At 62.4% G+C, this 22,394-nt stretch carries 23 protein-coding genes; 8 read left to right on the forward strand and 15 right to left on the reverse strand.

Translation table 11 applies throughout. The annotated features are described in order from the left end of the window. Window positions 1–11: 11 nt before the first annotated feature. The 4 genes from ACU5AY_RS00755 to ACU5AY_RS00770 all read left to right on the forward strand — a co-directional run bounded on the left by ACU5AY_RS00755 (window position 12) and on the right by ACU5AY_RS00770 (window position 3,625). Window positions 12–1,049, forward strand: a complete 1,038-nt coding sequence (locus ACU5AY_RS00755; protein WP_446827603.1) for an ABC transporter permease — start codon at window positions 12–14, stop codon at window positions 1,047–1,049. 47 nt (window positions 1,050–1,096) lie between these two features. Then, window positions 1,097–2,197 (forward strand): ABC transporter substrate-binding protein, encoded by a 1,101-nt coding sequence (locus ACU5AY_RS00760; RefSeq protein ID WP_446827604.1) that lies wholly within the window; start codon window positions 1,097–1,099, stop codon window positions 2,195–2,197. A 74-nt stretch (window positions 2,198–2,271) separates the two neighbouring features. Further along, window positions 2,272–2,610 (forward strand): hypothetical protein, encoded by a 339-nt coding sequence (locus ACU5AY_RS00765; RefSeq protein ID WP_446827605.1) that lies wholly within the window; start codon window positions 2,272–2,274, stop codon window positions 2,608–2,610. A gap of 97 nt (window positions 2,611–2,707) precedes the next feature. Further along, complete coding sequence (locus ACU5AY_RS00770; protein ID WP_446827606.1) at window positions 2,708–3,625, forward strand: alpha/beta hydrolase; 918 nt, start codon at window positions 2,708–2,710, stop codon at window positions 3,623–3,625. Here ACU5AY_RS00770 and ACU5AY_RS00775 read toward each other — a convergent pair. The 10 genes from ACU5AY_RS00775 to ACU5AY_RS00820 form a co-directional block, all read right to left on the reverse strand. Further along, complete coding sequence (locus ACU5AY_RS00775; RefSeq protein WP_446827607.1) at window positions 3,622–4,254, reverse strand: LysE family translocator; 633 nt, start codon at window positions 4,252–4,254, stop codon at window positions 3,622–3,624. The two genes, ACU5AY_RS00770 and ACU5AY_RS00775, sit on opposite strands and share 4 nt — an antisense overlap. 98 nt (window positions 4,255–4,352) lie before the next feature. Next, window positions 4,353–6,353, reverse strand: a complete 2,001-nt coding sequence (locus ACU5AY_RS00780) for a CocE/NonD family hydrolase (RefSeq protein ID WP_446827608.1) — start codon at window positions 6,351–6,353, stop codon at window positions 4,353–4,355. Window positions 6,354–6,393: 40 nt separating this feature from the next. Next, window positions 6,394–6,843, reverse strand: coding sequence for a PIN domain-containing protein (locus ACU5AY_RS00785; protein ID WP_446827609.1), 450 nt, complete (start codon window positions 6,841–6,843; stop codon window positions 6,394–6,396). Beyond that, window positions 6,843–7,091, reverse strand: coding sequence for a type II toxin-antitoxin system Phd/YefM family antitoxin (locus ACU5AY_RS00790; protein WP_446827610.1), 249 nt, complete (start codon window positions 7,089–7,091; stop codon window positions 6,843–6,845). Before ACU5AY_RS00790 ends, ACU5AY_RS00785 begins: the two co-directional genes overlap by 1 nt. 69 nt (window positions 7,092–7,160) lie before the next feature. Then, window positions 7,161–8,117 (reverse strand): polyphosphate kinase 2, encoded by a 957-nt coding sequence (gene ppk2, locus ACU5AY_RS00795; RefSeq protein WP_446822938.1) that lies wholly within the window; start codon window positions 8,115–8,117, stop codon window positions 7,161–7,163. Between the two features lie 77 nt (window positions 8,118–8,194). Beyond that, on the reverse strand, window positions 8,195–8,860 hold the full coding sequence (locus ACU5AY_RS00800; protein ID WP_446827611.1) for a dimethylsulfonioproprionate lyase family protein: 666 nt from the start codon (window positions 8,858–8,860) through the stop codon (window positions 8,195–8,197). Window positions 8,861–8,926: 66 nt separating this feature from the next. After that, window positions 8,927–10,558 (reverse strand): ABC transporter ATP-binding protein, encoded by a 1,632-nt coding sequence (locus ACU5AY_RS00805; RefSeq protein WP_446827612.1) that lies wholly within the window; start codon window positions 10,556–10,558, stop codon window positions 8,927–8,929. Next, entirely contained in the window at window positions 10,551–11,378 is an 828-nt protein-coding gene (locus tag ACU5AY_RS00810) for an ABC transporter permease (RefSeq protein WP_446822941.1), read from the reverse strand. The genes ACU5AY_RS00805 and ACU5AY_RS00810 overlap by 8 nt, the downstream gene beginning before the upstream one ends. Next, a complete protein-coding gene (locus ACU5AY_RS00815; RefSeq protein ID WP_446827613.1) occupies window positions 11,375–12,382 on the reverse strand; it encodes an ABC transporter permease in 1,008 nt (335 codons plus the stop codon). Before ACU5AY_RS00815 ends, ACU5AY_RS00810 begins: the two co-directional genes overlap by 4 nt. 110 nt (window positions 12,383–12,492) lie before the next feature. After that, window positions 12,493–14,082: an ABC transporter substrate-binding protein gene (locus ACU5AY_RS00820; protein WP_446827614.1), complete on the reverse strand. Its 1,590-nt coding sequence runs from the start codon at window positions 14,080–14,082 to the stop codon at window positions 12,493–12,495. Between the two features lie 104 nt (window positions 14,083–14,186). Between ACU5AY_RS00820 and ACU5AY_RS00825 the strand changes: the two genes are divergently transcribed. After that, window positions 14,187–14,543, forward strand: coding sequence for a hypothetical protein (locus tag ACU5AY_RS00825; protein WP_446827615.1), 357 nt, complete (start codon window positions 14,187–14,189; stop codon window positions 14,541–14,543). Window positions 14,544–14,782: 239 nt separating this feature from the next. Here ACU5AY_RS00825 and ACU5AY_RS00830 read toward each other — a convergent pair whose 3' ends face one another. Continuing rightward, window positions 14,783–16,291, reverse strand: a complete 1,509-nt coding sequence (locus ACU5AY_RS00830; protein ID WP_446827616.1) for a carnitine 3-dehydrogenase — start codon at window positions 16,289–16,291, stop codon at window positions 14,783–14,785. After that, a complete protein-coding gene (locus tag ACU5AY_RS00835; RefSeq protein ID WP_446827617.1) occupies window positions 16,291–17,205 on the reverse strand; it encodes a 3-keto-5-aminohexanoate cleavage protein in 915 nt (304 codons plus the stop codon). The genes ACU5AY_RS00830 and ACU5AY_RS00835 overlap by 1 nt, the downstream gene beginning before the upstream one ends. A 123-nt stretch (window positions 17,206–17,328) precedes the next feature. On the opposite strand from ACU5AY_RS00835, the gene ACU5AY_RS00840 reads away from it, so the two are divergent. Then, the gene (locus tag ACU5AY_RS00840) at window positions 17,329–18,306 is read left to right on the forward strand and encodes a GlxA family transcriptional regulator (protein WP_446827618.1); all 978 of its coding nucleotides are present in this window, start codon (window positions 17,329–17,331) and stop codon (window positions 18,304–18,306) included. 22 nt (window positions 18,307–18,328) lie between these two features. Here the strand turns inward: ACU5AY_RS00840 and ACU5AY_RS00845 are convergent, their stop codons facing one another. Genes ACU5AY_RS00845 through ACU5AY_RS00855 form a run of 3 tightly spaced genes read right to left on the reverse strand, consistent with a single transcriptional unit; the run spans window position 18,329 to window position 20,227 of the window. Further along, window positions 18,329–18,733 (reverse strand): DUF2177 family protein, encoded by a 405-nt coding sequence (locus ACU5AY_RS00845; RefSeq protein ID WP_446827619.1) that lies wholly within the window; start codon window positions 18,731–18,733, stop codon window positions 18,329–18,331. A 25-nt stretch (window positions 18,734–18,758) separates the two neighbouring features. Beyond that, window positions 18,759–19,430, reverse strand: coding sequence for a ChrR family anti-sigma-E factor (locus tag ACU5AY_RS00850; RefSeq protein ID WP_446827620.1), 672 nt, complete (start codon window positions 19,428–19,430; stop codon window positions 18,759–18,761). Then, window positions 19,427–20,227 (reverse strand): sigma-70 family RNA polymerase sigma factor, encoded by an 801-nt coding sequence (locus tag ACU5AY_RS00855; protein WP_446827621.1) that lies wholly within the window; start codon window positions 20,225–20,227, stop codon window positions 19,427–19,429. Before ACU5AY_RS00855 ends, ACU5AY_RS00850 begins: the two co-directional genes overlap by 4 nt. Here ACU5AY_RS00855 and ACU5AY_RS00860 point away from each other — a divergent pair. Together ACU5AY_RS00860 and ACU5AY_RS00865 are read left to right on the forward strand one after the other, a co-directional pair. Further along, the gene (locus ACU5AY_RS00860) at window positions 20,220–21,578 is read left to right on the forward strand and encodes an NAD(P)/FAD-dependent oxidoreductase (protein ID WP_446827622.1); all 1,359 of its coding nucleotides are present in this window, start codon (window positions 20,220–20,222) and stop codon (window positions 21,576–21,578) included. The genes ACU5AY_RS00855 and ACU5AY_RS00860 overlap by 8 nt on opposite strands. Further along, window positions 21,575–22,387 carry a DUF1365 domain-containing protein gene (locus ACU5AY_RS00865; RefSeq protein ID WP_446827623.1) on the forward strand — a complete coding sequence of 271 codons (813 nt, stop codon included), beginning with the start codon at window positions 21,575–21,577 and terminating at the stop codon, window positions 22,385–22,387. The genes ACU5AY_RS00860 and ACU5AY_RS00865 overlap by 4 nt, the downstream gene beginning before the upstream one ends. Window positions 22,388–22,394 lie beyond the last annotated feature (7 nt).

A 22,394-nucleotide genomic window follows, 5' to 3' on the forward strand; every position in this document is an offset into this window, starting at 1 on the left:
GGGAGAACAGCATGCAGTCGATCGAATCCACGGCGCTCGAGCCGACCAAGGCGGACATGAAGGGGCTGACGGCCGGCCAGCGTATCGCCCGCCTGTTGCCGGTCTACGGCCTTGTCATCCTGACCGTCGCGCTGATCATTCTCTTCTCGATCATGCTGCCGCGCACTTTTCCGACGCTCCTGAACCTGCGCTCGATCATCTCCGACAAGGCGATCATCGCGCTCCTGTCGCTGGCGGCGATGATCCCGATGGCGGCCGGTCGCATCGATCTGACCATCGGCTACGGCATCGTGCTCTGGCACGTTCTGGCCATCAGCCTGCAGACCATGTTCGGCCTGCCCTGGCCGGTAGCCGTGGTGATCGTGCTGGCGCTCGGCGCGTTTACGGGCCTGTTGAACGGCCTGCTGGTGGAGGTCGCCAAGATCGATTCCTTCATTGCCACGCTGGGCACCGGCACGGTGCTTTATGCACTGGCGCTCTGGCACACCGGTGGTCGGCAGGTGGTCGGCGTTCTGCCCGACGGTTTCTACGCGCTCAACGGCACCATGCTGTTCGGCCTGCCGATCACCGGCTTCTACGTCATGATCGTCGCCGTCGTCATGTGGATCGCGCTCGAATATTTGCCGATCGGCCGATACCTCTATGCAATCGGCGCCAATCCCAAGGCTGCGGCACTCAACGGCATTCCGGTGCGCAAGTTCGTCATGGGCGCCTTCATTTCGTCCGGCTTCCTGTCGGCGCTGACGGGCGTGCTGCTCGCATCCAAGCTCAGGATCGGCCAGGCGAGTGTCGGGCTCGAATATCTGTTGCCGGCGCTGGTCGGCGCCTTCCTCGGCTCGACCACCATCAAACCAGGCCGCGTCAATGTCTGGGGCACGATCGTCGGCGTCGTCATTCTGGCGGTCGGCATTTCCGGCATTCAGCAATTCGGCGGTTCGTTCTTCGTCGAGCCGCTCTTCAATGGCGTGACACTGCTGGTGGCCATCGGCATCGCGGGTTACGCACAGCGCAAACGCGGGGCGGCGAAGAAGGCCGCACCACGACAATAAGGCAGGGTCCAGAGGACTTGCCGGCATACTCAAAGGGAGGAATGAGCATGAAACGCAGGACAATGATGAAGGCGACCGTCGCGGTCGTGGCAATGATGATCTCCGGCCCGGCTTTCGCCGACGCAATGGCTGATGCGCAGGCCGTCGTCGACAAGTATGCATCCAAGGTGGACAAGTGGGACGGTCCGACGACCGGTCCGAAGGCCGCTGAAGGCAAGAGCATCGTCGTGCTGGCCGGCGACATGAAGAACGGCGGCATTCTCGGCGTCGTCAACGGCGTTCAGGAAGCGGCCGATGCTGCCGGCTGGAAGGTGACCGTACTGGACGGCGCGGGTTCGATTTCCGGCCGCACGGCGGCCTTCGGCCAGGCCATGGCGCTGAAGCCGGACGGCATCATCATCAACGGCTTCGATGCCGTCGAGCAGGGTCCGGCGATGGAACAGGCCAAGGCCGCCAACATTCCGATGGTCTCCTGGCACGCGGCGCCTGCCGTCGGTCCGGTTGCGGATGTCGGCGTCTTCGCCAACGTCACAACGGACGCGATGGAGGTTTCCAAAGCCGCCGCCGACTGGGCCTATGTCGATGCCAAGGGCAAGCCGGGCGTCATCATTTTCACCGACTCGACCTATCAGATCGCGATCGCCAAGGCCGACCGGATGAAGAAGGAAATCGAGGATCTCGGCGGCACCGTGCTCGAATATGTCGACACGCCGATCGCCGAGACCTCGCAGCGCATGCCGCAGCTGACCACGTCGCTCCTGCAGAAATACGGCGACCAGTGGACGCATTCGCTGGCGATCAACGACCTCTATTTCGACTTCATGGGCCCGTCGCTCGCCGCTGCCGGCATTCCCGGTGACGGCCATCCGGTCAATGTCGCTGCCGGCGATGGTTCGGAAAGCGCCTATCAGCGCATCCGTGCCAAGCAGTATCAGCAGGTTACCGTCGCGGAGCCGCTGAACCTGCAGGGCTGGCAGCTGGTCGACGAACTGAACCGCGCCTTCGCGGGTGAACAGTGGTCCGGCTATGTCTCGCCGCTGCATGTCGTGACCTCTGCCAACGTCGAATTCGACGGCGGGCCGAAGAACACCTTCGACCCCGACAACGGTTACCGCGACGAATACAAGAAAATCTGGGGCAAGATGTAATCAGCCCACCTCCCGGAAAGGGCACGTCGAAAGGCGTGCCCTTTTTGCAGGACCCTCCCTTCAAGGTGCTTTCCATGATCATTCGCTATGCCCTGTTCGAGGGCGAAATCCATGCCGGCAAGGAAGAGGCATTCCGCGCCTATGTCAAAGACCGGCTGGTGCCGCTCTGGACGCAGTTCCCCGGGGCGACAGAGGTACGGGTGCTGGACGGTACGGAGCGTGACGAGGGCGCGCCAATTTATGCCATGGCGCTCGCCATCCGCTATCCGGACATGGACACCTGCAATGCGGCCCTGCAAAGCCCGGTCCGCTTCGAAAGCCGGGAGGTGACCAAGGGGCTTCTCGAGATGTTCACCGGCAGGGTGCATCACCACGTCTTCGACGCCAACGAATATCCGGTGAAGGCTCATTAATCATCACGGATTGGAAGATCTGCAGTGCGCATCAAGGGCATTGCGGATGGCAGGCGGTTGCTGCGATAGTCGCTCCGGGGTCTCCGGAGGATGAGCAATGTTGGACGGTACGCAGGTCATGCCGCGGGAAGAGGAAATTCTCGCCTTTCAGAGGCAGTGCGAGGCCTTTTATCCACCCGACGCGGTCGATGCGCCGATCGCGCAGCAGCGGCAATGGTATGACGCACTCTGCGCCGCCTTCTCGCCACCCCTGCCGGCCGGCTTGGAGAAGCAGGATGGTGTGGTTGCAGGGGTGCCGGTTCGCCGCTACCGGCCGGAACGTGTCACTACCGATGTCCAGCTCTGCTATTTTCACGGCGGCGGCTTCGTCGTCGGTTCACTTGAAAGCCATGACGCCATCTGTGCCGAGATCGCCGATGCCGTCGGCGCCGAGCTCACTGCTGTCGATTATCGTCTGGCGCCGGAACACCGCTATCCCGCGCCGGCAGACGACTGTTATTCCGTGCTGCGGCTTATCCTGGACCGCGGCGACAAGGTGATCGTGATCGGCGACAGCGCTGGCGGTAACCTGGCGGCGGGAGCCGCTATTCAGGCCCGACAGCACGGCATCGATCAAGGTCTCATCGGGCAGGTGCTGATCTATCCGGGTCTCGGAGGAGATCTTATCTCCGGGTCCTATGCGGAGATGGCCAATGCGCCCGGGTTGACCACCGCCGACGTCGCCTACTATCGCGAGATTCTCGGCGCGCCGGAGGACGATCCGGTCGCCTTTCCGCTGAAGGCCGACACTCTTGCCGGCCTGCCCCCGGCCTACATCACCTCGGCCCATTTCGACCCGCTGCGCGACGATGCGCGGCTTTATGCCGGGCGGCTGGAAGCGGCAGGCGTGCCCGTCACATACCGCGACGAGCCACAGATGGTGCATGCCTGGCTCAGAGCCCGCCACATGAGCCCCGGCGCACGCGCCGGGTTTGTGGCGCTGTGCGAGGGGATCAAGGCGCTGATCAGGAGCTAGTCTCTTGTTCCCCAGGCAAGACGGAAGGCCAGTCCGGCGAAGATAGTCGCAAGGAAATACTGAGGAAGTTTCGGATAGCGAAGGAGGCCGGAAAGCCGGGCTCGGATGTGGTTGCCGAGAAGAATGACCGAGCCGTTGACCAGCAAGCCTATGCTGTTCAGCACTGTTGCGAGGATGATCATCTGACCGATCACCGAGCCGCTTTCGGGACTGAGAAATTGCGGGAACAGCGCAAGGACAAACAGCGCCATCTTTGGGTTCAGAAGGTTGGTCCCGAGCCCCTCCAGAAAAATGCGCCTATTGGAGATCCGCTTCAGCGTTGATGTCGGGGAAAGCCCAGATGCCTTCGAGCTGATCGTCTTGTAAGCGAGATAGAGCAGATAGGCGCATCCAACCCAACGCAGGAGCTCATAGGCGACGGGGACCGTCAGGAAGAGCCCGGAAAGCCCGAATGCCGCGGCAAGGACATGGCAATAGGTGCCGAGCGCAATACCGCCATAGGTCAGAAAGCCTGCAGCCCGTCCTTGGCTGATGGTGCGGGAGGTGATGAGTAGAATGTCAGGTCCGGGCGTTGCCGTAAGGACCAGGGCCGCAGTGGCGAAAACGATGATGGTGGAGAAGTCCGGCATGGTGATTCCCTTCAGGGCTGGAGCCGGAATTCCTCTCTATCAGAATACGCCTCGATCACAAGGCCTCTACGGCTCCACCATCTCACCATCTCGGATGCTCACATGAAGTCGCGCGGGATGACCTTTTCGAAGGTCTTTTCGAACAACTGTGTCTCACCCTCATAGGCCACGACACTTGCGCTCAGCAGCCAGTCGGTTTTCGTGCAGGCGAGCTTCGTGCGGCAGACGGTGCGGACGAACCAGTCGGGGCGGGCCATGTCGCAGGTCCATTCCGTTTCGCCGGTCACCGAAAGCGGGTCGTCGAGCGCGACAGACCAGGTTTCGTCGCGGATCTGCTGCGTCGACAGGCCCGTGCCGGGATGCTCGTTTAGACCGGTGTCCTCATAGATCTTGTAGCGCGTGACGCCCGCCTGCAGGTCGTGAACGACCTTGCGTTTCGTCTCGCCCGGCTTGTGCTCGATGTATTTGGGTAGTGGATCCGGATTTTCCGGTTCCTTGACGGATATCTTTTCATGTTGCCCGAGAAGGGGCAGGGCAAGGTTCAGCGTCCCCGTGTCGAACGTAAGGCCCGGGTCCGACGGAGCCGGCAGGATCATCGGCCAGTAGGCGGTCGAAAGCGCCAGCCGCAGTCTGTGGCCCTTCTTGAAGGAATAGCCGCAGGCATCGAGCGTCAGCGTGATCCTGACCTTCTCGCCCTTCGGCATCGTTTCCGGGAATTCGTAGGAATTCCGGTGTGCGAGATTAAGCACACCGAAGGCGACGCGGTAGGCGGTGCCGTCGGGATGGACGTCGACGAGGCGGGCGCAAAGGTTCGCCCAGTCGTCTTCGCAGGCCACCTCGACGGTCACGACGGGGCGGCCGAGAATATCGATATCCGCTTCGAGCGGCGCGGTTTCGAAGACCAGCGAGCCGGCATCGTCGCCGCGCTGGTCGACGGCCATTTCCGCGTCCGGCTTCAGCGTGAAATATTCGCCCGAGGAGGTCCCGGTGTCGAGCGGCGAGCGATGGTAGATGTCGCCAGTACCTGAGGAGGCGTCCGGAGCACCGAGTGCCAGCTTTCCGGTCGACGACACGGAAAGATCCAGGCTTTCCGGCGCTGTCCAGCTGTCCTTGGCAATCCAGAAGCCCGGATCGAAATCGCGACGCGGGGCAGGGCGGATCTCTTCCATGATGTAGGCGCGGACCTGCGGCAGGTCTTCTGCGCCGTTCTGCTCGTCGCGCAGCCAGCGGTTCCACCAGCGGATCGCCTCGCCGTGGAAATCCTGGCGCGGCTTCGGCCAGGCGAAATGCGGATATTTGTGGATCCACGGGCCGAGGAGCGCCTTGGCCTTCTCTCCGAGGCCTTCGATGGCGCGCAGCGGCGTGTTGCGGTAGCCGTCGGCCCAGCCGGCAATCACCAGTGCGGGAATTTCGACGTCATTGAAATCTTCGCAGATCGAGCCGTGCTTCCAGAATGCGTCACGGCGCTGGTGGGAGAGCCACTCCTCCAGGAAATAGGGCTCCTTTTCCAGCCGTTCCAGCCACATTTCGCGCCAGCGGTCGCCGACGATCGCCGGGTCCGGCGAGCGCGACTGGTAGGCGAGCATCGTGGCAGCCCAGCCGAGTTGTGCGGCGAGATGGCAGCCGTTCTTGTAGTGGATGTCGTCGTTGTAGCGGTCGACGGTCGAGGCGATGGAGATCACGGCCTTCAGCGCCGGCGGGCGCAGGGCTGCGACCTGCAGGCAGTTGAAGCCGCCCCAGGAGATGCCCATCATGCCGACGGAACCGTTGCTCCAAGGCTGGGCGGCGATCCAGGCGATCAGCTCGCAGGCGTTGGCGAGTTCCAGCTCGGTATATTCGCCGTCGATGACGCCGTCGGATTCGCCGGAGCCACGGATATCGACGCGCACACCGGCGATGCCGGCTGCGGCGAAGACCGGATAGGTCGATTCGTCACGCGGGCTCGTTCCGTCGCGTTTTCTGTAGGGCAGGAACTCGAAGACGGCCGGGACCGGATCCGCCTCGGCGCCCTCAGGCATCCAGACGCGGGCCGCAAGCCGCGTGCCGTCGGCGAGCGTGATCCATTGGTTTTCGATGACGGAAAAGGGGCGGGACGTCATGGGGGAGCCTTCAGAAAAAAGGGAATGAAATCGAATCGGATCATAAGGGTGGCAGGCTTTCGAAGGGATTGGCAAATGCGACATCGAAATGCCGGAAGTGGCGCACATTGCGGGTCAGAACGGTCAGCCTGTTTTCACGGGCGATCGCGGCAATGGCGGCATCTTCGAAGCCGGGATCGCCACCCTCTCCAATGGCTCTGTCGAGCAAGCGTCCGGTGGTCTTGGCCGCGGTAATGTCCAGCGGCAGTATCCGGTCGCCATAGAGACCCACGATCGCCTCCAGCCACGCTGAAATGGCCCTAGTCTTTTGTGTGGCGCCGATGCGCTCTGCCTTTGATTGGCCGGCTTGGATTTCCGCGATGGTGATGACCGAGAGATAGAGCTCTGCCTCCGTTGTCGACAGCCAGCGTTTCACGGCGTCGGCCTCGGAAGACGCCTCATGCGTTGACGGTGAAAGCACCGAGATGACGTTCGTATCGAGCAGATACATCAGACGGCATCTTCGTCGGCCCTTCGGGCGCTTTTGCGTACGGGCAGGTCTTCATCTTCCACCGGTGCATGTGCCAGCAACCAGCCGAAGCTGGGCACCTGTCTCGTCAGACGCTGAAACTCCTCGAAGGAGATCAGTACGGCATCTCGTTTGCCATGACGGGTGATGATGGCGCCATCGCCGTTGACCGCGTCGTCGACGACCGCCGAGAGCCGCGCCTTGGCATCCTTCAGCTGAATTTCCTTCATGGCAAAATCCACATTATGACCACTGTGGTCATAATGTGGATTGCCGTTCATTCGCCGTCAATGGCCGCCTCAATATTTCGACGGCACGTAGAGCTCCGGCGGTAGTACCTTGCGCTCGTAGTCCGGGTTGAAGACCCGTTCGGGCAGGCAGACTTCCTCGTGAGGGACGTCCTCATAGGGGATCATCGACAGGAGGTGGTCGATGCAGTTGAGCCGTGCGCGCTTCTTGTCGTTGCCTTCGACGATATACCACGGTGCCTCCGGAATGTTGGTCCGGGCGAAGGTCTCTTCCTTGGCCTTGGTGTAACCTTCCCAGCGCACGCGCGACTGCAGGTCCATCGGCGAGAGCTTCCACTGCTTCAGCGGATCGTGGATGCGCATCAGGAAGCGCATCTGCTGTTCCTCGTCGGTGATCGAGAACCAGTATTTGACGAGGCGGATGCCGGAGCGCACCAGCATGCGCTCGAATTCAGGCACGTCGTCGAAGAACTGCTCGACTTGGTCTTCCGAGGCAAACCCCATCACCCGCTCGACGCCGGAGCGGTTGTACCAGGAGCGGTCGAAGAGCACGATTTCGCCGCCGGCCGGAAGGTGCGGCACGTAGCGCTGGAAATACCATTGCGTCTTTTCGCGGTCGGACGGAGCGGGGAGCGCCACGACGCGGACGACACGCGGATTGAGCCGCTGGGTGATGCGCTTGATGACGCCGCCCTTGCCGGCGGAATCGCGACCCTCGAAGATCACGACCACCTTTTCCTTGTGGTAGGACACCCAGTCCTGCAGCTTGATGAGCTCGGACTGCAGCGTCAGCAGCGCGCGGAAATAGTCCATCCGCGGGATCGATGGCGGATGGCTCTTCTTGTAGATGCGGCTGATTTCCTCCGACAGTGCCGGTTCGGACAATTCGAGCTCATAGTCCTCGTCGAGCGTATCGGCGAGCTCGGCTTCGAGCCAATCGGCGCCGGGACCGGCGGTAAAGGAGGTGTTCAAGGTGGCGCTCCGTCTGTCAGGGATCTGCTTCGGCATCTCACAGCTTATTCCATGCGCGTATGACAGATTTTTGATGGCTGTCATTTCGCGGTACGCCATCCCGTTCCGGACGGTCAGATGCCCTGTTCCAGGCGCTTCCGAACCTTGGAGAATTTCATGCCGGGCTGGGCGAGACGCTCGTCGGGGCCGATCCAGGCATAGGCCAGCAGGCAGGGGTCGTGTTCGCCTGTGGTGATCCGATGCTCGTGGCCGGGCATGTTGAGTACCATGGAGCCCGGCGCATAGACAGCCATCTCGTTTTCCGACCAGGCGCCGGCGACCGAAATGTAACTTTCCTCGATTTCGTGATGGCTGTGGCGCGGATAGACCGTGTTCGGCGCAAACAGCACGAAGCCGAGGATGAGGCGCTCGGAGCGGATCGGGCCGAGCGGTCCCAGGATTTCGCAATAGGCGTATTTCTGGGCGAGCGCCTTCGGCACCGACTGATAGCCATATTCCCAGGTCAGCAGATGGGAAACGCGCTCGAGCGTACGGCTGAGGCGCGACACGCCGGCGCGGGCGGCGATCTCGAAGGCACGCCCAAGATGGGCGGTCACCGGCTTCTGTTCCGGTTGCCGGTCGATCAGTTCGGGATTGCTATCGATGACGGCGGAGAGTGCTTCGCGCACCCGCTTGCGATGGCTGCGGATCGCCTTGCTGCCGCCGGACGAACTCTGGCGATAGAGAGAGTCGAATTCCTGCAGCAGGTAAGCCCAGTCCGGCACATCGCGAAGCTGCATGTCATCCTCCCATCCACAGAAAGAAAAGCGCCGCCCCCTGGGGGACGGCACTTCTTCGACCGATCTTCAGTTCCCGGCGCTTTCCATGCGTCGGGTTGCCAGGACCTTCTCGAGCCAGCCGATTTCCATTTCGGGAACGGATTTCAGCAGCAGGTCGGTGTAGTCGTCGAAAGGCGGCGAGAGCACCTTCGACTTTGGCCCGAAGCGTTGCAGCTTGCCGCGCAGCATGACGGCGATGCTGTCGGCGATGGCGCGGACGATGGCGATGTCGTGGGTGATGAAGACGTAGGAGACGTTGGTTTCCTTCTGCAGCTTCATCAGGAGCTTCAGGATGCCTTCGGCAACCAGCGGATCCAGGGCGGAGGTCGGCTCGTCGCAGAGGATGAGTTCCGGCTTGGCTGCCAACGCCCGGGCAATCGCCACGCGCTGCTTCTGGCCGCCGGACAGTTCGGCCGGATAGCGTTCGAAGAAGCCCTTGCCCATTTCGATGGCCTCGAGAAGCTCGTTGACCCGCGCCCGGCGCTTGGCTCCGCTCAGCCCTTCGTAGAAGGTCAGGGGACGACCGATGATGTCGCCCACCGTCTGGCGCGGGTTCATCGCCGTGTCGGCCATCTGGTAGATTAGCTGGATGCGGCGCAGCTGGTCGCGCGTGCGCTGCTTGAGGGCCGGCGGCAGGACCTCGCCATCAAAGGTGATCGTGCCTTCGGACGCAGGCAGAAGGCCGGTGATGACGCGGGCGAGCGTCGATTTTCCGGAGCCGGATTCGCCGACGATCGCCAGCGTCTGCCCGCGCGGGACATGCAGGCTGACATCGTGCAGCACCTTGAAGCCGTTGCCGTAGCTCGCCGAAACATTCTCGACCCTGAGCACGGCGTCGGACTGATCCTCCGCCTCGGGCTTGCCCATCTCGCGGACGTTGACGAGCGCGCGCGTATACTCCTCTCGCGGTTCCTCGATGATCTGCTGGGCAGTGCCGTACTCGACCATGTTGCCGTGACGCAGCACCATGATGTCGTCAGAGATCTGCGCGACGACGGCGAGATCGTGGGTGATGTAGAGCGCCGCCGTGTGCGTTTCCTCGATGGCATGCTTGATCGCCGCCAGCACGTCGATCTGGGTGGTGACGTCGAGAGCGGTGGTCGGCTCGTCGAAGATGATCAGCTCCGGATTGGGGCAGAGCGCCATCGCCGTCATGGCGCGCTGCAGCTGGCCACCGGAGACCTGATGCGGATAGCGGTCGCCGAAGTTGTCCGGATCCGGAAGACCCAGAACACGGAACAGGTAAAGCGCCCGCTTCCTTGCCTCCTCGGAAGACATCAGTCCATGGCGGACTGAAGCCTCGATGACCTGGTCCCCAAGCTTGTGGGCCGGGTTGAAAGCAGCGGCCGCCGATTGCGCGACGTAACAGACGCGCGCACCGCGCACCGAGCGGATCTTGCTCTTGGAGAAGGCGAGAATGTTTTCGCCGTCGAGCAGGACCTCGCCGCCGATGATCCTGACACCGCCACGCCCGTAGGCGAGTGCGGCGAGGCCGATGGTCGACTTGCCGGCACCGGATTCGCCGATCAGACCGAGCACCTTGCCCTTTTCGAGATCGAAGGAGACGCCGTGGACGATTTCGATGTCCTGCGGGTCTTCGCCCGGCGGATAGATGGTCGCGCCGATTTTCAGGTTCCTTACGGAGAGAAGACTAGGCATCGCCGCGTCCTCCTTTCAGGCTCGAGGTGCGTTTGAGAAGCCAGTCGACCACAAGGTTGACGCAGACGGCGAGCGCGGAGATCGCCCCGCCCGGGATGAGGGCGGCAGGGATGCCGAAGATGATGCCGTCCTTGTTGTCCTTGACCATGCCGCCCCAGTCTGCGGCCGGCGGCTGAATGCCGAGACCGAGGAAGGAGAGGGTGGAGAGGAACAGGATCGAGAAGGCGAAGCGCAGGCCGAATTCGGCCAGTAGCGGCGACAGCGTGTTGGGCAGGATCTCCCGGAAGATGATCCACATGTTGCCTTCGCCGCGCAGTCTTGCCGCTTCCACGAACTCCATCACCGCGACGTCGAGCGCGACCGCGCGGCCGAGGCGGAACACGCGGGTACTGTCGAGCACCGCCATGACGGTGATCAGGATCCAGATGTTCTGCGGCAGCACAGCCAGCACGACCAGCGCGAAGATGAGGGTCGGGATCGACATCATCAGGTCGTTGAAGCGCGACAGCACCTGGTCGATGACGCCGCGGGAGACGGCGGCGGTGAAGCTCAGGAAAATGCCGATGGAGAAGGAGAGGATACTGGCCGCCAGTGCGACGAACAGCGTGGTGCGGGCGCCGTAGATCATGCGGGACAGCAGGTCGCGCCCGAGGTTGTCGGTGCCGAGCCAGTATTGCCCGCTCATCGGTTCCCAAATGCCGGCGACGACATCGCGTTCGCCGTAGGGTGCGATGATCGGGGCGAAGATCGCCAGGAAGAAGGCCAGGAGGATGCCGAAAATGCCGATCCAGGCGCTGATGGGGATGTCTTTTGCTCTCATCGCGGGTGCCTCAGTCTCGGGTTGGCGGCTATCGCGATGATGTCGGCCAGCATGTTGAGCAGGATGTAGAAGGCGGCGAAGATGAGGCCGCAGGCCTGCACGACGGGCATATCGCGAACCGTCACGGCGTCGACCATGTACTGGCCCATGCCGGGATAGACGAAGACCACTTCGACGACGACGACGCCGACGACGAGATAGGCGAGGTTGAGAGCCACGACGTTGACGATCGGGGCGATCGCGTTTGGCGCGGCATGCTTGACGATGGCGCGGAAGGCGGACAGTCCCTTCAGCTCTGCCGTCTCCATGTAGGCGGACGACATAACGGAGAGGATTGCCGCCCGCGTCATGCGCATCATGTGGGCGAGGACGACGAGCACCAGCGTGGCGGTCGGCAGCGCAATGGCCTTCAGCCGGTCCAGGAGGGCCATGTCGTCATAGACTGTTGCCGGAAAGGTGGCGACGCCGAACTTGACGGCGAAGAACAGGATCAGCAGGTAACCGACGAAAAACTCCGGCAGCGAAATCGCCGCGAGCGATATGACGTTGATCAGGCGGTCGGGAAAGCGGTTTCGGAAATGGACGGCCAGCATGCCGAGACCGACGGCGAGCGGCACCGAGATGATTGCGGCAAAGAAGGCCAGGAACAAGGAGTTGCCCAGCCGCTTGCCGATCTGCTCGCTGACGGATTGCCTGGAGGCCCAGGAGTTGCCAAAATCGCCATGGATGGCGCCGCCGAGCCATTCGACGTAGCGGGTGACGACCGGCTGGTCGAGGCCAAGATCCTGGCGGATGTTGGCGACGGCCTGCGGGGTCGCGGACTGACCGAGATAGGTGGTGGCGAAATCGCCCGGCAGGGCTTCGACGCCGGCGAAGATAAGGACTGAAACGGCAAACAGCAGCACCACGCTCAGGCCAAGGCGCTGAGCGATCAGGACGAGAAGCGGAAAGCGCTTCGCAAATCCAAGTAGGGCCGGTTCGCCGTCATCGACGGAAGTGGCCATGTTAAGCTCTCCTCTGAAACGGTTGGGGCACCGCCACGGGACTTTCGGTCCCATGGATCATGCATGGGCCGGCAGACGGGTGAACCCGCCCGCCGGCATGCTTTCAGAGACTAGCTTTCCAGCCAGACGCGGGTCGCGACATAGCCGTTCGACATGTCGTTGCCGATGTCGTGGACGTAGCCCTTTACCTGCTTGGTGGAGGCGTTCACGAAGTCGTTGAACATCGGCAGAATGAGGCCGCCTTCGTCGCGGACCATCATCGCCATTTCGCGATAGAGCTCCTTGCGCTTGTCCTTGTCGAGTTCCGAACGGGCTTCGAGCAGCTTCTTGTCGAAGTCTTCGCGCTTGAAGCGGGTGTCGTTCCAGTCGGCCGTCGACAGATAAGCGGTCGAGTACATCTGGTCCTGGGTCGGACGACCACCCCAGTAGGAGGTGCAGAATGGCTGCACGTTCCAGACGTTCGACCAGTAGCCGTCGCCGGGCTCGCGCTTGACTTCGATGTTGATGCCGGCCTTCTTGGCGCTTTCCTGATAGAGAACCGCCGCATCGACGGCACCCGGGAATGCGACTTCGGAGGTGCGCAGCAGAACGCTGCCGTCATGGCCGGACTTCTTGTAGTGGAAGGCGGCCTTGTCGGGATCGTAGGCGCGCTGCTCGATCCCTTCCGGGAAGAGTGCGTAGGTCTCGTTGATCGGGAAGTCGTTGCCGACCTTGCCGTAACCGCCGAGGATCTTGTCGACCATGGTCTCGCGGTCCATGGCGTATTTCAGAGCAAGGCGCAGGTCGTTGTTGTCGAACGGCGCCGTATCGCAGTGCATGATGAAGACGTAGTGGCCACGGCCGGAAGTGTTGAGGATCTCCACCGTCGGTGCACGCTTCAGGAGGCTGACCGTCTTCGGGTCGACGCGGTTGATGAAGTGGACCTGGCCCGACGAAAGCGCCGCGATACGCGCCGTCGCATCGTTCATGGTGATGACTTCGATGCTGTCGACGTAACCGCGATCGGAGCGCCAGTCGTTTTCGTTGCGCTCGAAGGTGGCGCGCACGCCGGCTTCCCAGCCGGTCAGCTTGTAGGGGCCGGTGCCGATGGCGGCCGTCGGCTCGTCAAATCCACCGCCCGGCTGGATGATCAGGTGATAGTCGGAGAGAAGCAGCGGCAGGTCGGCGTTGCCTTCGGTCAGGGTCAGCACCAGGTCGTCGCCATTGGCTTCGATCTTGGTGATGGACTTCATGACGCCGAGTGCGCCGGATTCGGACTTCTCGTCGGTGTGGCGCTGGAGCGTCTTGACGACGTCGTCGATCGTCATTTCCTTGCCGTTGTGGAACTGCACACCCTTGCGGATCTTGAAGGTCCACTGCGAGGCGTCTGCGGACGGCTCCCAGGATTCGGCGAGTGCGGCGACAGGTTCACCGGTCGTCGGGTGGGATTCGACCAAGAGGTCGCCCCAGTTGCGGTTGACGCAGAAGAGCACCTGCGACAGCGCCTTGGCCGGGTCGAGGCTGTCGGTTGCCGAACCGCCTTCGAGGCCAAGCTTCAGATGGCCGCCACGCTTTGGCTCCTGCGCCGAGGCGGAGGATGCGTAAAGGCTGCTGGCTGCGGTGAGCGTCAGGCCGGCTGCCATGGCACGTCCCATGAATTCGCGGCGGTTCATGCCGCCGGACGTCACGCGGCCTGCGAGAAATTTGGTGTAGTCACTCATTCCCTTGTTCCTTCTCTGGTTACTTTTATTCGTTGCAGGCGGAAGTTTTTGATTGTTTTGATATATTCCGCTGAATTCCGGCGGGACTATAAGGCTTTGCGGCCGTGCTTGAACCCCTTTCCTCCATCCGTCGATCCTTCGACGGTCAGTGCTCCTTCCCTGAATGCAGCCTGTTCGACTTGTGTGACAGCTTCCAACCTCTTGAGCGACAGGCAATCCGGGCATTTCCAGGCACGACGGTTGCGGCCATCCGGCCGGCGTCCACCATTGCTGTGGAAAACCTGACGTTAGGGGATGAAGATGCGCCCAAGGCGTGGAGAATCAGCGGGATGAGCCCCGAATTGACAGGGTCTAACCTGAGCATTCCTGCACAGTCTGCCATCGCTCGGCTCATGGCCGTGTCCCCGCATATTCGAGAAGGAAACCCGGATGAGGCTTCCTTCGATCACTTCTTGTTATGACTGAATTCTTAGCAGGTTGTGATCCTAATGAGGTCGCTTGTGCGACATATCCTGCCGCGGTGGGGCCAGTCATCGCGATCTGATCACCAAGGGCGACGCGCATTTCGGCAGACGTGGATACGGCAGCGCCGGGCCGGATAGACTGCCGGCGCCGGCGGATGTTCCGTGTTTGGTTTTCCGCCGCGGGCATGCCGCGCGCGGTGGGTGTCAGCATCGTTCCATCCTGACCCTTGCGTTCATTATTCAGCCGCCTCCCTGGCCTTCTTCTGCCCGACTTGCCGCCCGGCACCGTCCGGCCATGGCAGTCCGGCATGATCGGCGGCAATGGCGTTCAGCCTGTCGAGAACCCAGTCCGGCGCATTGGCGGCCTTGCCGGCAACGCTGTCGACATGCAGCAGCATCTGCTCGGCGGTAGCCAGCAGCGCATCGCTTGCCCCGTCGTGAATGCGATGGAAGACATGCAGGCGCTTGGCATCGACGGCAAGGATCTGGCAGGTCGAATAGATTGCCTGGCCGACCTTGGCCTCGCCGAGGTGGCGGATATGGGTTTCCACGGTGTAATAGGAATGTCCGGCCTCGACATAGGCGAGATCCACACCGATCAGGCGCAGCAGCGCGTCGGAAGTGTCGCCGAAGACCTGCAGATAGCGGTGCTCGGTCATGTGGCCGTTATAGTCGGCCCAGGACGGATTGACCTTGGTCTCGACGAGACGCAGCGGCTGGCCGGCGGATGCCGCGATATCGACCTCCGGCGCCTTGCTCCACAGTGATGTCTCGAATTCCTTCAGGAGCTTGCCGGCGCCCCAGCCTTCGCCGCCGCGCGAGCCTTTCAGTGCATGGAGAATGCCGACGAGATTCTCGTCGCGGATGCGCTCGAGTTCGCGGATCGACAGGCCATCGGCCTGTTCGTCGGACTGTGCGCCGATCTTTTCCACCAGCGCGTCGTCGAGGTCGACGACGTCGGTGAGCTTCGTCCACGGCCATTGCAGGCAGGGGCCGAATTGCGCGAGGAAGTGGCGCATGCCTGCCTCGCCGCCGGCGATGCGGTAGGTCTGGAACAGACCCATCTGCGCCCAGCGCAGGCCGAAGGAATAGCGGATGACGTCGTCCAGCGTCTCGACCGTGCAGATGTCGTCCTTGATCAGCCACAAGGCCTCGCGCCACAGCGCTTCGAGCAGGCGGTCGCCGACGAAGGCCTCGATCTCGCGGGCGATGTGGACGCCCTTCATGCCGATCGATTCCAGAACAGCGGAGGCGCGGGTGATGGTATCCGGCGCGGTCTTTTCGCCGCCGACAAGTTCGGAAAGCGGCAGCAGGTAGACAGGATTGTAGGGGTGCGAGACGAAGAAGCGTTCGGGATGCTTCATGTGCGCCTGGAGTTCAGTCGGCAGCAGTCCAGACGTCGAGGAACCGATCAGCGCGTCCGGCTTGGCGGCGGCGTCGATTGCGGTCAGGACACGGCGTTTCAGTTCCAGCTGTTCGGGCACGCTTTCCTGGATGAAGTCCGCGTCGGCAACAGCCTCTTCCAGTGTCTTGACGAAGGTCAGCGTGCCGCGCGGCGGTAGCGGCGCTGACGTGAGCATGCCATAGGCGCGCTCGGCATTGGCGATGACTTCGCCGACGATGCGCTGGGCTTCCGGATGCGGGTCGTAGACCGCCACGTCGATGCCGGAGAGCAGGAAACGGGCGATCCAGCCGCCACCGATAACGCCACCGCCGACACAGGCGGCCTTGCTGATCTTGGTCATCACTTCACCGGTGCCCTCTTCTGGAGTTTCAGTTTCGCACGGACCGCGTCCGGCCCGATGATTTTCGCGCCCATGCCTTCGATCACGGTGACCGCTTTTTCGACGAGCTGGGCGTTGGTCGCAAGCTGCCCCTTGCCGATGTAGAGATTGTCCTCAAGGCCGACGCGGACATTGCCGCCGGCGAGAACGGAGGCCGCCGGATAGGCGAGCGCATTGCGGCCGATGGAGAAGGCGGAGAAGGTCCAGGTCGACGGTACGTTGTTGACCATCGCCATGAAGGTGTTGAGGTCGTCCGGCGCACCCCACGGAATGCCCATGCACAGCTGGATGAGGACGGGATCCTCGATCAGGCCTTCCTCGACCAGCTGCTTGGCAAACCAGAGGTGGCCGGTGTCGAAGGCCTCGATTTCGGGACGAACGCCGAGATCGGTCATCATCTTCGCCATGGCGCGCAGTGTGCCGGGCGTATTGGTCATGACATAGTCGCCGAGGCTGAAATTCATGGTGCCGCAGTCGAGCGTGCAAATTTCCGGGCGGCATTCGGCGACATGGCTGACGCGTTCCGTCGCGCCGACGATGTCGGTGCCGGCGGGATTGAGCGGCAGGGGCGTTTCGACGCCGCCGAACACGACGTCACCGCCCATGCCGGCCGTGAGGTTGAGAACGACATCGATCTCGGCGTCACGGATGCGCTCCGTCACCTCGCGGTAGAGGTCGTTGCGGCGGCTCGGCTTGCCGGTCTCGGGTTCGCGGACGTGGCAGTGGACCACGGCGGCGCCAGCCTTGGCGGCGTCGATGGCGGAGGCGGCGATTTCGGCCGGAGTGACCGGCACATGGGCGGATTTCGCGGTGGTGTCGCCTGAGCCGGTGACGGCACAGGTGATGAAGACCTCACGGTTCATGGCAAGCGGCATGTTTTGTAGCTCCCTGTCGTTGCAGGGATTAGGCGGCATAATGCCAGGCTATGCTTTGCATTATCGGATGCAAATTGTACATTATCGGAAATTCCGAGTGCAGAATGGATGCCTGAACGTCAAATGGCTGAAACCACGACCATCGATCTTCTGGTTCTGCCGGACATCAACCTGATCCTGCTGGCCTCCGTCATCGAGCCGATGCGCGGGGCGAACCGTATTTCCGGCCGGGAACTCTATCGCTGGCGTATCCTCTCGCCGGATGGCAGGCCGGTCGTGACCACAAGCGGCATTCCCGTGCCGGTCGATGGCACCTTTCCGCCGAAGGAGGAGACCGCTCCGCTCTTCGTACTGTCCGCCTATTACTGGCAGCGGCATGCGACGGCGCAGGTCAAGATGATGCTCTCGCGCAGCGCGCGAACGAGGCCCTATGTCGCCGGTATCGAATCCGGCACCTGGCTGATGGCGGAAGCGAGCCTGCTCGACGGATTTTCGGCGACGGTGCACTGGGAGGATTTCGAGGAATTTGCCTCCGCCTATCCGCAGATCAACGCGGTGAGGGGCCGGTATGTCGTTGACGGCAAGAGGGTGACGGCCGGTGGTGCGCTTCCGACACTCGACCTGATGCTGGAGCTTATTCGGCGGCGGCACGGCTATTCGCTGGCGCTGGAGGTCTCACGGCTGTTCATCTACGAGCCCGGCGGCACGGCGGCGGCCGCACCGTCGCTGCCGCTGGCGCCGAGCCAGCGGATTACCGACGAGCGCGTCGTTTCAGCCATCAGGATCATGGAAGAACAGATCGAACAGCCGCTGCCCGTCAGCCGGATCGCGCGCCGGGTCGGCGTCAGCGCCCGGCATCTGCAATCCCTCTTCAAGGAGCATATCGGCGTTCTGCCACATGTACATTATCTGGCGCTGCGGCTGAATGCGGCGCGGCGCAAGGCAGTGGAGACGCGGCAGGCCTTTACCGAGATCGCGGTCGCCTGCGGCTTCAACTCCGTCTCGGCTTTTTCGCGCAGCTACCGCGCGCATTTCAGGGAGAGCCCGAGTGGTACCCGCAAGCGGTTGCGGCAGGCAAAGCCGCCGGCCGATCCGGCCTAGCCTTCAGGCGCATGCCTGATCGTTAGACCGAGAGCCGTCGTCCGGCGAGGTAACCGGCGGCCGAGGCCGAACCGGTGACGAATGCGCCCCAGGCAAGGTCGACGAGGGTGACCGACAGAGGCCAGTCCTTCATCGTGGCCATGTTTGTCAGATCGTAGGTACCGTAGGCGACGAGGCCGAGGAACGCACCGGACAGCGTGGCGCTGGTCAGGTTTCCGCGCGTCACTGCCGGCGCGACTGCAAAATAGAGCACGCCGAGGAGATAGAGCACGTAGAAGCAGGCCGCGGCCAGGAAGTCGGGCTCCGCGGCGAGCAGATGGCCGATCGTTTCGCGATAGAAGCCGATCGCCACGACGCCGAGCCAGATGGAATCGAGCAGAAGGAACACGAAGGCCGTGGCGGCAAATGCCGTTGCATAGATACGCATGGTTTGCTCCTTCTCCGGGACCTGCTCAGATGCCGAGAAGCGGCTGGATGAGGCGGACGATCCGGCTGCTGAATTTCAGCGGCGCGTCGGTGACGGCCAGGCAGATACAGTCTTCGCCCTTCTCGGCGATCGGCTGATGGTTGACGCTTTCGTCGGTTTCCTCGAAGTCGCCGGGACCGAAGCGGTCGTCGCCGTCGCGGAAAGCGCCCTTCAAGACGAGCGTCAGTTCGCGGCCGCCATGGGTGTGCTCGGGCACCGGCTTGCCTGCCGGAATGCGAAGCAGCCTGACCGAAATCTGCTTGTCCTTCGTCGGGATAGGATAGTGATAGGCGCCGAGCCCGAGCGCTCGCCATTTCAGCGTGTCGAGATCGCCGCCGAGATAGGAATTAAGCGGTTCCGGGACGCGGCGCGGCGATGGCGCGGCCGCTTTGCGGGGCGAAGCCGCTTCCGTCACTTTCGGAGCAGCGGCGAGCTTTTCGCGAAGCGCCGCCCAGGATTTGTCGTCCGTTTCCGAAGGTTCCGCCTCGATGCCCTCGAGCAGTGCGCCGGCGGTCGCTTCGATAGCCTGCAGGCGTTTGCGACAGGCAGGGCAGAGCGCCAGGTGCGTGGCGACGGCGATGCTCCAGCCCTCTTCGAGCGAGCCGTTGGCGTATTCGACGAGAAGTTCATCGCTGATGTGGTGATTGATGGATGTCATCGTCCTTCTCCCAGCAGGTCGCGCAGCCGTGCGAAGGCGAGGCGGATACGGGATTTGACGGTGCCGAGCGGCAGGTTCAGGCGTTCGGCGATCACGCTGTGGGACGCCTCCTCGAAGAAGGAGAGGCGGAGAAGCTCCACCTGCTCGGTCGGCAGCTTCTTCATTGCCTCGTGCAGGCGGTCGGCCTCATCTCCGGCCTCGACGATGGCGTCGGCGGCTGGAATGTCATCCGGCACGAAAGCCGGGTCGTTGGGGTCGAATTCGGGCCGGTTGGTCTTGCGGAACGTATCGATGCGCACATTGCGTGCGATCGTGAAGATCCAGCTCGACACCGATCCGCGGGCCGGATCGAACTGTTCGGCCTTCTTCCAGATCATCATCATGGTTTCTTGCATCAACTCTTCTGCCAGCTGCCTGTTGCCGCCGCGCTTCATCATGTAGGCGCGTATCTTCGGGCCGAAGTGCCGAAAGAGGACCTCAAACGCGTCCACGTTCCGATCTCGTCCGACTGCGGCTAGACAGGCTTTCAAATCTTGCCCGTCCGTTTCTCCCAGGGGTTCATTCATTTGGATGCGTCGCGGCTTTCGTTCGTGCAACGCCTTTCCTCTTTCCAGCAAGAGGAGCGGCATTTTCCGGTTATCGATGGCCCTGGCGGAAACGACTGTCTGCATGTCAGCGGTTACGGCGCCCAAGGTTCGGCGGATCACACCATCGAAGAATTTTCTCTTCTTTTCAATCCATTTGCCGGGCGACCGCGTAGTGAGTGTCAGACGCCAAAGGAACCATGCAATGCTCAAGTCCATCCATGAAAGAGATTTTTCACGCCCTTGCCGGGTGGCCGTCATCGGTTCCGGCATTTCCGGGTTGAGCGCCGCGTGGCTTTTGAGCAAGAGCGCCGAAGTGACGCTGTTCGAGGCCGACGGCCGGATCGGTGGACATTCCAATACGGTGGACGTCGCCTGTGACGACGGGATCGTTCCGGTCGATACCGGATTCATCGTCTATAATGACTGGAACTATCCGAACCTTGTCGAACTCTTTTCGACGCTGAACGTGCCGAACGAAGCGTCCGACATGTCGTTCTCCGCCTCGCTCGACAGTGGCGCGTTCGAATATTCCGGTACCAGTTTCGCGGCGATGCTCGGCCAGAAGTCCAATATCATCCGCTTCCGCTTCTGGCAGATGATCAGCGATATACTGCGCTTCTACAAGCGGGCGCCTCTGTATGCGAAGCAGGCGATGGCGGCGGAGATGACGCTCGGCGAGTTCCTGGATGCGGAAGGCTATTCCAAGAGCTTCGTCGACAATCACATCCTGCCGATGGGCGCGGCGATCTGGTCGACCACGGCACGGGAGATGCGCTCCTATCCGCTGGTTGCCTTCATTCGCTTCTTCGAAAGCCACGGGCTGCTGTCGCTCTCCAACCGCCCGGTCTGGCGCACCGTTAAGGGTGGATCGAAGGAATATGTGAAGCGCATTCTTGCCGACTTCAACGGCACCGTCCAGTTGCGCTGGCCGATCCACCAGGTGCGCCGCGTCCGGGCCGGCGTCGAGGTGGTCTCGCAAGGCTCCGAGGCCGAACTGTTCGACCATGTGGTGATCGCCACCCACGCCGATCAGGCGCTTGCGATGCTTGACGATGCCGCGCCGCAGGAACAGGCTCTGCTGGGCGCATTCAAATACACCCATAACCGCGCCGTGCTGCACAGCGATATCCGCCTGATGCCGAAGCGCCGGCGGGTGTGGTCGAGCTGGAATTATATCGGTAATCGCGACGACGGCCCTGACGCGCAGCTTTGCGTGAGCTACTGGATGAACAAGCTTCAGAATCTGAAGACCCGCACCGATCTGTTCGTGACGCTCAATCCGAACAGCGAGATCAGCGAAGACAACATTCACGCCGCCTTCGATTATACCCATCCGCTGTTCGACAATGCCGCGCTGGCGGCGCAAAAGGCGCTGTGGGATATCCAGGGCTCGGGCGGAGTATGGTTCTGCGGCGCGCATTTCGGCAGCGGCTTCCATGAGGACGGGCTGCAGTCCGGTCTGGCGGTGGCGGAAGCGATCGGCGGCGTCAAGCGCCCTTGGCAGGTCAAAGGGGAGTCGAGCCGCATCTACCTGCCAGAGCCGATGATGGCGGCGCAATGACCGGGGTTTCCTCGCTCTACGCCGGGCATGTGGTGCATACGCGCTCGCGTCCGAAGAAGCACAGCCTGAAATACCGAGTGTTCTCGCTGCTTCTGGATCTCGACGAGCTCGATCAGCTCGACCGGTCCCTTCGTCTCTTCGGGCATAATCGTCGCGCCCTCTTCAGTTTCTGGGACAAGGATCACGGTTCTCTGGAATCGGGAGTGAGCCTCAAGGATTGGGCGGTTGCCCATGTGCGCTCGCTCGGTATCGAGGACGACGGGCTGCGGGTGCGGGTGCTCTGCTATCCGCGCATTTTCGGCTATGTCTTCAATCCGCTGACGGTGTTCTTCTGCTACCGCAAGGACGGCGCGCTGGCGGCGATCCTCTATGAGGTCTGCAACACGTTCAATGAACGGCATACCTATGTCATTCCGGCCGAAGGACAGGCGGGAGCCGTACGGCAGAGCTGCGACAAGGCGCTCTATGTCTCTCCGTTCATGCCGATGGATTGCCGCTATCACTTTACCATCGAACCGCCTGAGAGCGGCGTTGCGGTCCGTATCGTGGAGACCGATGCAGAGGGCAAGCTGCTCTATGCGGCCTTCGAAGGCAGGCGCAACGCACTTTCGGATGGTGCGCTCATGAAAGCACTCTTGACCTATCCGTTAATGACCGTGAAGATTACCGCCGCGATCCACTGGGAGGCGCTGCGGCTGTGGTCGAAAGGCATCCGCGTGTTCCGGCACAAGCCGGCGGATGAGGCCGTGGCAAGCTCGCTGGTGGACACCAAGGAGCGGGGTGATTTGCATGAGCAAAGCTACGCATGATCGCGGA

It is taken from the genome of Rhizobium sp. PAMB 3174 (assembly GCF_052908375.1).

Excerpts from the sequence above, each read along its gene's own strand:
- ACU5AY_RS00755 (WP_446827603.1), top strand. The coding sequence starts at position 12 with ATGCAGTCGATCGAATCCACGGCGCTCGAGCCGACCAAGGCGGACATG.
- ACU5AY_RS00760 (WP_446827604.1), top strand. The coding sequence starts at position 1,097 with ATGAAACGCAGGACAATGATGAAGGCGACCGTCGCGGTCGTGGCAATG.
- ACU5AY_RS00765 (WP_446827605.1), top strand. The coding sequence starts at position 2,272 with ATGATCATTCGCTATGCCCTGTTCGAGGGCGAAATCCATGCCGGCAAG.
- ACU5AY_RS00770 (WP_446827606.1), top strand. The coding sequence starts at position 2,708 with ATGTTGGACGGTACGCAGGTCATGCCGCGGGAAGAGGAAATTCTCGCC.
- ACU5AY_RS00775 (WP_446827607.1), bottom strand. The coding sequence starts at position 4,254 with ATGCCGGACTTCTCCACCATCATCGTTTTCGCCACTGCGGCCCTGGTC.
- ACU5AY_RS00780 (WP_446827608.1), bottom strand. The coding sequence starts at position 6,353 with ATGACGTCCCGCCCCTTTTCCGTCATCGAAAACCAATGGATCACGCTC.
- ACU5AY_RS00785 (WP_446827609.1), bottom strand. The coding sequence starts at position 6,843 with ATGTATCTGCTCGATACGAACGTCATCTCGGTGCTTTCACCGTCAACG.
- ACU5AY_RS00790 (WP_446827610.1), bottom strand. The coding sequence starts at position 7,091 with ATGAAGGAAATTCAGCTGAAGGATGCCAAGGCGCGGCTCTCGGCGGTC.
- ppk2 (WP_446822938.1), bottom strand. The coding sequence starts at position 8,117 with ATGCCGAAGCAGATCCCTGACAGACGGAGCGCCACCTTGAACACCTCC.
- ACU5AY_RS00800 (WP_446827611.1), bottom strand. The coding sequence starts at position 8,860 with ATGCAGCTTCGCGATGTGCCGGACTGGGCTTACCTGCTGCAGGAATTC.
- ACU5AY_RS00805 (WP_446827612.1), bottom strand. The coding sequence starts at position 10,558 with ATGCCTAGTCTTCTCTCCGTAAGGAACCTGAAAATCGGCGCGACCATC.
- ACU5AY_RS00810 (WP_446822941.1), bottom strand. The coding sequence starts at position 11,378 with ATGAGAGCAAAAGACATCCCCATCAGCGCCTGGATCGGCATTTTCGGC.
- ACU5AY_RS00815 (WP_446827613.1), bottom strand. The coding sequence starts at position 12,382 with ATGGCCACTTCCGTCGATGACGGCGAACCGGCCCTACTTGGATTTGCG.
- ACU5AY_RS00820 (WP_446827614.1), bottom strand. The coding sequence starts at position 14,082 with ATGAGTGACTACACCAAATTTCTCGCAGGCCGCGTGACGTCCGGCGGC.
- ACU5AY_RS00830 (WP_446827616.1), bottom strand. The coding sequence starts at position 16,291 with ATGACCAAGATCAGCAAGGCCGCCTGTGTCGGCGGTGGCGTTATCGGT.
- ACU5AY_RS00835 (WP_446827617.1), bottom strand. The coding sequence starts at position 17,205 with ATGCCGCTTGCCATGAACCGTGAGGTCTTCATCACCTGTGCCGTCACC.
- ACU5AY_RS00840 (WP_446827618.1), top strand. The coding sequence starts at position 17,329 with ATGGCTGAAACCACGACCATCGATCTTCTGGTTCTGCCGGACATCAAC.
- ACU5AY_RS00845 (WP_446827619.1), bottom strand. The coding sequence starts at position 18,733 with ATGCGTATCTATGCAACGGCATTTGCCGCCACGGCCTTCGTGTTCCTT.
- ACU5AY_RS00850 (WP_446827620.1), bottom strand. The coding sequence starts at position 19,430 with ATGACATCCATCAATCACCACATCAGCGATGAACTTCTCGTCGAATAC.
- ACU5AY_RS00860 (WP_446827622.1), top strand. The coding sequence starts at position 20,220 with ATGCTCAAGTCCATCCATGAAAGAGATTTTTCACGCCCTTGCCGGGTG.
- ACU5AY_RS00865 (WP_446827623.1), top strand. The coding sequence starts at position 21,575 with ATGACCGGGGTTTCCTCGCTCTACGCCGGGCATGTGGTGCATACGCGC.